We start from the raw sequence: 8,868 nt of genomic DNA, 5'->3' as shown, positions 1-8,868 counted from the left end.
CACTGAAGCCGCGTCACAGAACGCCGCCTGATCGGCCCGTCACCCAATCTCCAACATAGCTCCCGCCGCAGACGCCGCACACCAGCACGCCGGACAGAAGGAAGCGCCGCCGATGCACGCGGTTCAGAGCGTTGCCCTGCTCATCCCGACCGATCTCGGTGGCAACCGCCTCCTGTCGCACCTTGACGCGGTTCCACAGAACGTCGTCGATGATGCGCAGCTCGGGGACTTCGACAATCTCCCGCTTTGCCTGAGGGTTGATGCGGGCGACGCGCTTGCCGGTGCCCGGATCCTTGACGAACTCGCAACGTCCCCATTCCAGAACACCGGCATAGTTGGCGTTGTTGAGGATACCGGTTCCGCGGGCGACCTGTCCGCGGATCGTGGTATCGACCCATCTCTTCCCCCTGGGGCCTGGAACGTTCTCATCGTTCAACAGGCGCGCAATGGCGCGGGGGCTCATGCCGTCGGCGTACAGCGCGAAGATGCGGCGGACAACGGCGGCTTCGTCCGCATTGATGCGGCGGTACCCGCCACCTGCCTTGTCTCCGTCGACGACGTCGTATCCATAGGCTTTGCCGCCGGGAATACGTCCCTCCTTGGCGAGGCCGAGATGGCTGCGTCGGGTCTTCTGACCGGTCTCCTTGAGCTGCACCTGTGCCATCATGCCCATGATGGCGATGTGGAGCGTGGTGATTTCACCGAGGTGTGGCGTGTACAGCTTGATATTGTGGAAGTTGAGGCGGTCATAGAGATCGGAGGTGTCCGCCAACCGTCGGCCCAGACGGTCGATGCCCTCCGACACCACGACATCGAAGCGGCGGCGCCCGGCGTCATCCACCAGCTTCAGAAAGCCCGGGCGGTGCCGGGAGGCGCCGCTGATCGCGGCGTCCGTGTAGGTATCGACAACCTCCCAGCCCTGCTGGATGGCGTAACGCCGGCACAGCTCGATCTGGTCGGCGATCGATTCCTGGCGCTGCTTGTCGGTCGAATAGCGCGCGTAGATCACGGCACGGAGTCGGGGGTGGTGGAGGACGGTCATCGCAGGGCCTTCAGGGAGAACGCGATCAGGGCGGCGAGAAGAACAAGGGCGAGGCCGGCAGCGAACGTCATGAAGCCGGCCTGGGACGGCCGCCGGCGCATCTCATGGCGCGCCAGAATGCGGGCCAATCCGAGCAGCTTCTCGAGCGGAATGGTCCGCTGCTCCTGCTGGGGCGGCTGGACAGCGGGCGCCGTCGTCGCGGCGGTGGAGTCGGTGGTGTGGGGCACGGGTGGAAAGTCCATGGTGGGAGCGGCCATGACGATATGGTCCGATGGTGGCAGAAGCGGAAACACAGCGGCAGATCGGCGTCGCCGACGCCAACCCGGTCATCGGTGCGGTCAGGAGTCGGGCGGCGCGGCCATGGCCGGCAGCCCCAACGAGCCCTGCTTGGCGGGCTTCACCTTGCCACCGGCTTCACGATGGGCAGATGCCGCGAGCGTTGCCGCCAACGGTTCCAGAACCTCCAGCCGCCCCCGCAGGCGGGCGTTCTCGCGGCGCGCTTCGTCCAGCGCCTGCTCCACCTGATGCTTGGCGGTCAGTTCAGAACGCAGCTGGTCGAGCTGCAGCGAGGAGCGCAGGAGGGCAGCCTTTTCTTCCGACAGAAGGCGGTTCACGGTCTCCACAGCGGCTTGCGCGTCCGCCGCCTGCCGCTGCCAATCCTCGATCTCCGCGGACATCCGGGTCAGCGCCGCGCCCTGCTGGGCGACCTTCACCGCCAGCTGGTTGCGGTCTTCCATGATCCGGTCGTGTTCCTGCGCCAGATCCTCATAGCCCTGCTCCTGTTCAGTGATCTCGGCCGTCAGGGCGTGCAGTTCGCTCCGGCAAGCCGCGCTTTCGCTCTGCAGGGCTGCCAGCGCGGTGGTGTGCTGTTCCGCGGCGAGGCGCCTCTCCTCCTGCCGCATGGTGTCGATCGACGCGATGAAGGCCGTCAAGGCGCCGTCGATGGCGCACCGCATCTGCTCGGCCGCGGCGCAGGACTTGACGTCAACCGGCCCTCCTGCGAACGCATTGCCAGACGTGCTGACCGCGCCCTTCTGAATGACGAAGAGGTGAGGGGCGGTCTTCCTGATGTCATGGATGAAGCGGGATACGTCGCGCAGGGAACCCCCGCCAATTTCGGCGCGGATGCGGCGGTATGATGGGTAGGCGTGGTCCTTCGACACGATCTTGCTGACTGCTTCCGAGACGGACTCGTGCGTGATCAGGGGATGGGTAGGCTGGGAGCAGGACATCCAGAACCTCTGCGGGGACTACGGTTTGGGCGGCCGTGCCGTCGGCCGGCTGAGTATCTGGATGAGTTGCGATGCCAGGAAAGGGCTGCGGCGACGGAATCTTGACGGTTCCGGTCCAAGCCGGCCGATGGTGAGGTGATACCGCGGTAGCGATACCGGGTAGCGGCACCTGATACCGGCGTTACCGTCGCCATCCACGTCGATCCCACCCCTCCGCCTGCGGGCCGCTCGGGTCCACCATTTCACCCAAACGGCGCAGAAAATTGCCCGGCGCCCGATGCGGCGGGGCGGAACCCTCCATACGCTTCCTTCGGAACCAAGCTGCCCGGGCGTCGGACCTCCGGCCCTCGCCACGGGCAGCCTCGAGCGAAGAAGTGTGCAGTTAGGCGTTGCGGCGGGCCGCAACGCCTCCGGGGCCGGCCAGGGCCGGTTGCCGGATCGACGACGGCGGGGAGGTGCCGATGCCGTGGCGGACTTGGGATACTTTCGCATCGAACAGGGCATGCTCTCCCGTGGCGCCGGCGCGAAGGCCGGAGCGTCGGCGGCTTATCAGTCCGGTGGACGGTTCCGCACCGTTATCGCGGCGGCCGCCTACCAAGCAGGAGTCGGTCTGACCATCGGCGCCGACCTGCGGGAGGCGTGGGCGGCGAAGGGGCAGGATCCTGTGTCGGCGGTTGCGGACTTCACGGGCAAGTCGGGCGTTCACCACACCGACATCCGCGTGCCCGCGGGCGCGCCCGCTTGGTGCGCCGACCGGCAGACCTTGTGGACCAGGGTGGAACTCAGCGAACGGCGCCGTGACGCGACGCTGGCGCTGCAATACACGCTGTCGCTCAGCCGGGAGGTCCCCATCGCGACGTCGATCCGGTCGGTGGAGCGTTTCGTTGATGAGCACCTCGGATCACGCAACCTGATCGCCGACATTGCGGTCCACCTGTACGGGCGCCCCCTGGACCCCAGGGTGCCGGCCGCCGCCGAGAAGTTGGCGAACACGGTCGATCTCGCGTGGCCGGTGATCCCGGTGGCCCGTGTCCCCAGCGCTCCCCCGGTGGACGGCCCCCACGCCCTGGAGTTGCCCGATGGGCGCCTCGTCGTCTACCAGCCGCACGCGCACGTTCTGGCGACGACGCGCCCGCTCGTCGACGGCGCCCTCGGCCCGAAGGACCGCGACCTGTCGCGGAAGGCCTTTCTGATCGGAAGCCGCAAGCTGTGGGAGCAGCTGTGCAACGAGGTCTTGGCCGAAACCGGGGCGACCCATCGCGTATCTCAGCGGTCGAAGTGGCATCGCCACCGTCAACAGCAGGACCTCGGCGCCGCCGGGCCAACCCCTGAACCGCTTTCCCAGGTGCCGCTCGGTCCGGCCTATCACCCGGTCGTCGAGGGGCGCGCTCTGGATTTTGGAGGAGTGGACGTCATGCCTCATGAATTCAATGCCATCGTGGCGGAACTCGAAAAGTCCAGACGCGCAGCGCCCGACAAAAAATCGGCGCGTCTGGCTCGTGCCGTTGTCCGGATCGAAGAGCTGGAAGCGCAAGGGGTTCGTTTCAGCCGGGAAACGGGTGGGATGGTGAAGGTCGAGGCTCCTCCCGGTGTTGTCGTTGACTGGCATGACCGCGGCTTGTGGAGCGGGATACACGCGATGGTGCTCGACTACCTGGAGGCCCGCGACGCGGAACGGAAAGCGCGCGCGCCCGAACCGGGGACCGTCGGGATCGCCGTTCCTGAGGCAAGCGACAGGACGGTGACGGTGCCGGAGCCGACGGCGGAGGCGGCGCGGCTGCGGGAAGAACTCGATGCTGCCTCGCGGAGCGTCGCGACCATCGCTGCGGCGACCGGGCAGGCGCAGCCGGATGCCGCGGCGTCTCTGGCCGATGGCATCGTCACCGTCGCCCGCGGCGCCATGGCGACCGCGTACGAGAGATCGCGCGGCGTGCTGATGCGCGAGCAGCAGTCGCGCGTATCGGCGGAGACACGCGCCGAGGAACTCACCAGGGACTTGGCACGTACGAAGGCCGCCCTGGCGCTGGAGCAGGAGAAGCGGCGGGCAACGGATGTGGACTGTGGTGCCCTGCGCGTGGAAGGCACTTCACTGCGGCAGCAACTGGCCGAGTCGAAGCGCCGCGCCGAGGCGGCGACCATCACCGGAGCGGCGGCTGCCCGGCAGGCCGACGAAGATCGGCAAGCGCGTCACCGTGCCGAAGAGGCACTCCGCCTCGTGCGCCGGACGGTCGACACCGACGCTGCCGACGAACAGTTGGCGCTTGAACTGCGCAAGCGGTCGCAGGCAGCCAGCCAACTGGCTGACGCCGTGGAGGAGGCGGCGCGGTCAGCGGGTCTGACGCCGGAGGTCCTGCCCAGTGAACCCGGCGCCCGGCTGCGGGCGATTGCGCAGGCGAACCGCGACCAAGCACTGGATGAGGTGGCTACCCTGTTGGACGCGCCGGTGCGGGCGCTTGGTGTGCACCTCCGCAGCGCCGCTGCCGAGCGGGTTCCGGCGGCTCTGGCGATCCTCACGACGGCGATCGAAGGTCGGGATGCGGAGCTTGCGCGGGAGCGCGCCAGTCGGGAGCAGGCGGAACTGGAAGCGCAGGGGTGGAAGCGCGCCTATCAGACACTGGTTCGCCACGGCCGGCGATTGGTGATGCTCCTTGCCCGGCAGGCCGGGCTGGTCGAGCCGGCGAAGGCGGCGTGGCGTCTGCTGATGGATGCCATCAGTCATGGCAAGGAGCCGGGCGATCTTTCCTCTGCGCTCCCGAGCCGGCGCAATAGGAGCCCGCTGCAGGAGGAAGGCCAGCAGACTGTGCAGCCCGACAAGGTGAACCCCGACGCGGAAGCGGCGCCTATCATGGGTGGCGTGAAGCCACCCGCGGCAACCCGGGAGTCGCTGGAGGTCATGACCGGCGAGAAACCGCGGCCGTCGGGCGTGGTGGTGGGCGCCGTCCGGTTCACCAGCGCCGCGACCGAGGCCGTCAAGGCCTTGGAGGCGCGGCTCAACGCGATGAGCAAGGACGACTTCTTGGAGGCCGCGCGGGCAACCGAACGGGCAGCGCGTGAGGCGGGCGAGGAGGGGCGCCGGAACGAACACCGGCACGCCTATTCGGTCATCGCAAGGGTTGCGCGGCAGCGTGGCGTCGCCCTGCAACCCGTCCGACCTTCCAAACCCCGGATCCGCGACGAGTATGCGCGGTGACAGTTGGGACGCGTCGACGTTGCGTCCTCCCGTCGTGGCGGCTGGCCCTGCGGGCCGCCACGACGGGCGGTCGCAACTCAGGACGACCCGTGATGATGATGACCACCCCAGTTCGGAGCGGCGCAGCCCTGGCCGCGTGCATCGAAGACGACGCGATCATCCGTGTGCTTCCGGCGGAACAGAGCGCGGCGACCATGAAGTTCGTGGACTGGCTTCAGGAAACCCTGCAGCGTTGGGCCTGCGGTCAGCGCGCCGCCGCCGACCGTCGGAAGCTGGACATGATCGTCCAGGCAGCGGAGGCGATGGACTACCGGCTTTCCCTGTCGGTACAGGACATCTTCGACGTCGTGGAAGACCTCGACGCAGCCCTCGATGCCGGCTTGGTTCTCCTCCGCGGTTTCGACCGCCCGGTCATCCGTGTGCATCTCATAAGCAAGGGCGCTGCGCTGTAGGTGGGGGCGCCGGAGCGTCCTGGTGGGTCACGCTCCAAGGACCCACCGCGCTCCAACTCCTGATATGGGCTCCCTGCCTCGACCAACGGGGCACGGCGCCTTCTTTTCGGCAGGGCGCGTTGCTGGTCCCGAACGCGGCTTCATACAGAACCGGACGGAAGGGGCGGCCATTCCTGCGGGAACGGAGTGTGCAGCCGCGCTGTCCCGATTCTCCGTTCAACGTCTGCCGATCGTCCAATCCGCTAACCTTTTGGCCTTTCTGCTGATTTCCACGACAGCGTCCAGAATTCTGCCGATGTGCCTGCCGATCCACGTTCAATCCGCAAGCCTTTGATCGCGCCAGACATTTTGAGGTTCCAGGCTGCCAGCCTTGCCGAACCTCGCCGCAGCGTGGAGACGCTCCTCGCATCCGACGGGGCTTGCAAGATTGTCCCGCCGCGCCTGAACACTGCCCATCCGATGCTGGCGGTCTTGTTGGTCAAGGCTATGGCGGCAAGTTTGGCTGGCTTGCGCTCCAGTAGCTTCGCCGCCCAGCAGCAGGCCGCGTGGTCTTGGCGCGCCAGCCGCATAACCGCCGTGGCGCCGACGACCAGCAGGCGACGGAGGTAGCCTTCGCCCTGCTTGCCGATATTGACCTGACGGTCCTTGCCGCCGCTGCTGTGCGCCTTCGGCGTCAGCCCGAGCCAAGCGGCGAACTGCTGGCCGGATCGGAACAACGTCCCATCCGACACTACCGCGGCGATCAGGCTGGCGGTGATCGGCTCAATGCTGGGTATCGTCGCCAAGCGGCGGCTCACGTCTCTGGCACGATGCCACTCCAGTATACCCGCCTCCAGCCGGTCGATTTCCTCGTCGAACAGACGGAGTTGGTCGACGAGGCACTGCGGCGCCCGCTGCGCGAGTTCCGGCATCCGCGGCGTCACATTCCGTGACGGCATCAAGGTCACCGATGCCGTGTCACAGCACGCCGCCTGATCGGCCTATCACCCATTTCCCCTTATAGCTCCGCCCCGGCCAGCCCGAACTTGACGGTATCGCTCAAACCTCATTTTCACTTGGGTCCAGCGATTGTTCACGGATGACGGTTGCCACGGCAACGGACAAAACGGCCAAAATATAAACTTCTTCCGTTCACCAGAACGGTAAACATCATTTTGATCGCTATATAATAAATGTGCCGTAGCGGTTGAAGATACTTTGAAAATTCTCTGCTGGTCTGCTATGATTTACGAGAGGTAGCAGGAGCGTGCCGCGGTTGAGGTGCCGTGATTTCGTTATTGGCTTGCCTCGCCAACTATGCCCCTTGCCATCACGCCTTAAACCCGTAAGCGATTCGCTGTGGAGAAGACGTATGCAGAAGATTTCGTGGCGCCAGTACAGGCTGGATGCGCTTGATGGCCTTCGCTGCCGACGCGCCACCATCCATGGCGTCGAAGCAGAAGTGGTTGAGATGGATTACCACGAGGGTTGCGGCTGGATCTGGTCCGTCGTGGTGCCGCTGGATCCGGATCGCGTCCCGCGGGAAAGCGGGATCGCGGCCACGGAGGAGCAAGCTATGGCCGAGGCCGTTTCGGCGGCGGACCGCTGCGTTAGCGCGCATGAACGCGCCATGCTCGTTGCGGATGAACCTACGCCTTGACCCTTGCGGAGCGAGTCAAGGTAGTTGTCGCCTATCACATGCCGCCGCGCCGGATTTTTGCTCGGCGTGGGGAGCGGTAGTGATTGCTGCGTCCCGCTCCGGGTTGAGGGTGCCGGCGTCGATGGGCGTCCAGTCCGCGTCGTGCCGCTCTACCGGGCTGGGTTGAGCTCCTTGGCCGCTTGGTAGAGGTCGTGGCGAGCGGCGAGGAACTCGCGTCCAGGCCAGCGTGGCGCTGGGCGGCGGTGACGTATCGTATGCCGTCGTGACGGTGCACGTCATTGTACCATCCGACGAATCGCTTGGCCCAGGCGTGGGCCTCGTGGAGACCGGCGAAGCCGCGGGCGGGGTGCTCGGGGCGGTATTTAGCGGTCTTGAACGGCGCCTCAACGAAGGGATTGTCGTCCGAAACTCGGGACCGCGAGTACGAGGGCGCGATGCCGAGCCAGTGGAGCATGGCCAGAACGGTGGTTGCCTTCAGGGTAGCGCCGTTGTCGCCGTGCAGCACTGGCCTGCTGGTCATCGCGTTTACGCCCTCGGCGAGCGCGGTGCGCCGGACCAGGTGGGCGGCGTGGTCGACCTTGTCGGTGTCGCGGACCTCCCAGCCGACGACCTTGTGGCTAAACAGGTAGAGGACGAGATAGAGGAAGAACCACCGGCCCTTGGTCTCGGCGGGCAGGAAGGTCATGTCCCAGCACCACACCTCTCCCGGGGCGCGGGCGACGAGGGTGGTGGGCGGGCGCCTGGCCTGGGGGCCTTGGCGCGGCCCCGGTGCCGGCTCTGGCCGTTCTCGCGCAGGACCCGGCAGAAGCTGGCCTCGCTGGCCAGCATGGGGACGATGCGCGCGGGCGCCACGGCGGCGAAGCGCGGCTCGTTGGCAACCTTGAGGATGCGGGCGCGCTCCTCGTCGCTGAGCGCGTGGGCCGGCCGGGGCCGCTCGGCTTCCCAGCGCTGGAGCGTGCGGACGGTGATGCCGGCGACCTCGTAGGCGGCGTGCAGGCGGGCGCCGGCCCGGTGGGCCTTGTGGATGAGGTGGGCGAGTTCGCGGCGATCCTCGAGGACGATCATTCATCCTCGCCCGTGCCCAGGATCGCCGCGACTTTTTTCTGAGCACCAGGAGCGCAGCGGTTTCGGCCAGGGCCTTGCCGTTGCGCCGAAGCTCGCGCTCGAGTTCCCGGATGCGTTTGCGGTCGGCTAAGTGAGCTGGTCCCCGTTTCCCGGACAGATTTGCGGTTGGAATAAGCTTGGTTCGGGTTCGTGTCATGCCGCCAATCTGATCCGGTCCGATGTGCCCTGGTAGGCCTCGTCCGGGGTTC

Annotated in this window: 7 protein-coding genes and 1 pseudogene; 3 read left to right on the top strand and 5 right to left on the bottom strand. The window is 66.8% G+C overall.

Annotation, left to right across the window (positions count from 1 at the left end):
- Nucleotides 1–13 precede the first annotated feature (13 nt).
- From JJL56_RS32305 to JJL56_RS32295, 3 genes are all read right to left on the bottom strand, one after another.
- Nucleotides 14–1,042, bottom strand: coding sequence for a recombinase family protein (locus JJL56_RS32305; RefSeq protein WP_247891377.1), 1,029 nt, complete (start codon nucleotides 1,040–1,042; stop codon nucleotides 14–16).
- A complete protein-coding gene (locus JJL56_RS32300) occupies nucleotides 1,039–1,299 on the bottom strand; it encodes a hypothetical protein (protein ID WP_200487860.1) in 261 nt (86 codons plus the stop codon). Before JJL56_RS32300 ends, JJL56_RS32305 begins: the two co-directional genes overlap by 4 nt.
- A gap of 81 nt (nucleotides 1,300–1,380) precedes the next feature.
- On the bottom strand, nucleotides 1,381–2,274 hold the full coding sequence (locus JJL56_RS32295; protein WP_200487859.1) for a hypothetical protein: 894 nt from the start codon (nucleotides 2,272–2,274) through the stop codon (nucleotides 1,381–1,383).
- A 466-nt stretch (nucleotides 2,275–2,740) separates the two neighbouring features.
- Between JJL56_RS32295 and JJL56_RS32290 the strand changes: the two genes are divergently transcribed.
- Both JJL56_RS32290 and JJL56_RS32285 read left to right on the top strand, forming a co-directional pair.
- On the top strand, nucleotides 2,741–5,464 hold the full coding sequence (locus JJL56_RS32290) for a MobA/MobL family protein (protein WP_345772667.1): 2,724 nt from the start codon (nucleotides 2,741–2,743) through the stop codon (nucleotides 5,462–5,464).
- A 92-nt stretch (nucleotides 5,465–5,556) separates the two neighbouring features.
- Nucleotides 5,557–5,916: a hypothetical protein gene (locus tag JJL56_RS32285; RefSeq protein WP_200487858.1), complete on the top strand. Its 360-nt coding sequence runs from the start codon at nucleotides 5,557–5,559 to the stop codon at nucleotides 5,914–5,916.
- A gap of 242 nt (nucleotides 5,917–6,158) precedes the next feature.
- Here JJL56_RS32285 and JJL56_RS32280 read toward each other — a convergent pair whose 3' ends face one another.
- On the bottom strand, nucleotides 6,159–6,827 hold the full coding sequence (locus JJL56_RS32280; RefSeq protein WP_425599165.1) for a transposase: 669 nt from the start codon (nucleotides 6,825–6,827) through the stop codon (nucleotides 6,159–6,161).
- A 440-nt stretch (nucleotides 6,828–7,267) separates the two neighbouring features.
- On the opposite strand from JJL56_RS32280, the gene JJL56_RS32275 reads away from it, so the two are divergent.
- A complete protein-coding gene (locus tag JJL56_RS32275; protein ID WP_200487857.1) occupies nucleotides 7,268–7,555 on the top strand; it encodes a hypothetical protein in 288 nt (95 codons plus the stop codon).
- A gap of 15 nt (nucleotides 7,556–7,570) precedes the next feature.
- Here JJL56_RS32275 and JJL56_RS33560 read toward each other — a convergent pair.
- A pseudogene (locus JJL56_RS33560) lies at nucleotides 7,571–8,747 on the bottom strand (DDE-type integrase/transposase/recombinase); the annotation flags it as partial.
- Nucleotides 8,748–8,868: the final 121 nt, after the last annotated feature.

The organism is Azospirillum aestuarii (assembly GCF_016632405.1).
Classification (GTDB): Bacteria; Pseudomonadota; Alphaproteobacteria; order Azospirillales; family Azospirillaceae; genus Azospirillum; species Azospirillum aestuarii.
The sequence above is the reverse complement of the archived record's forward strand: the minus strand, read 5'-3'. Positions and strand labels throughout refer to the sequence as shown.

Excerpts from the sequence above, each read along its gene's own strand:
- JJL56_RS32285 (WP_200487858.1), top strand. The coding sequence starts at position 5,557 with ATGATGATGACCACCCCAGTTCGGAGCGGCGCAGCCCTGGCCGCGTGC.
- JJL56_RS32305 (WP_247891377.1), bottom strand. The coding sequence starts at position 1,042 with ATGACCGTCCTCCACCACCCCCGACTCCGTGCCGTGATCTACGCGCGC.
- JJL56_RS32275 (WP_200487857.1), top strand. The coding sequence starts at position 7,268 with ATGCAGAAGATTTCGTGGCGCCAGTACAGGCTGGATGCGCTTGATGGC.
- JJL56_RS32295 (WP_200487859.1), bottom strand. The coding sequence starts at position 2,274 with ATGTCCTGCTCCCAGCCTACCCATCCCCTGATCACGCACGAGTCCGTC.
- JJL56_RS32280 (WP_425599165.1), bottom strand. The coding sequence starts at position 6,827 with ATGCCGGAACTCGCGCAGCGGGCGCCGCAGTGCCTCGTCGACCAACTC.
- JJL56_RS32300 (WP_200487860.1), bottom strand. The coding sequence starts at position 1,299 with ATGGCCGCTCCCACCATGGACTTTCCACCCGTGCCCCACACCACCGAC.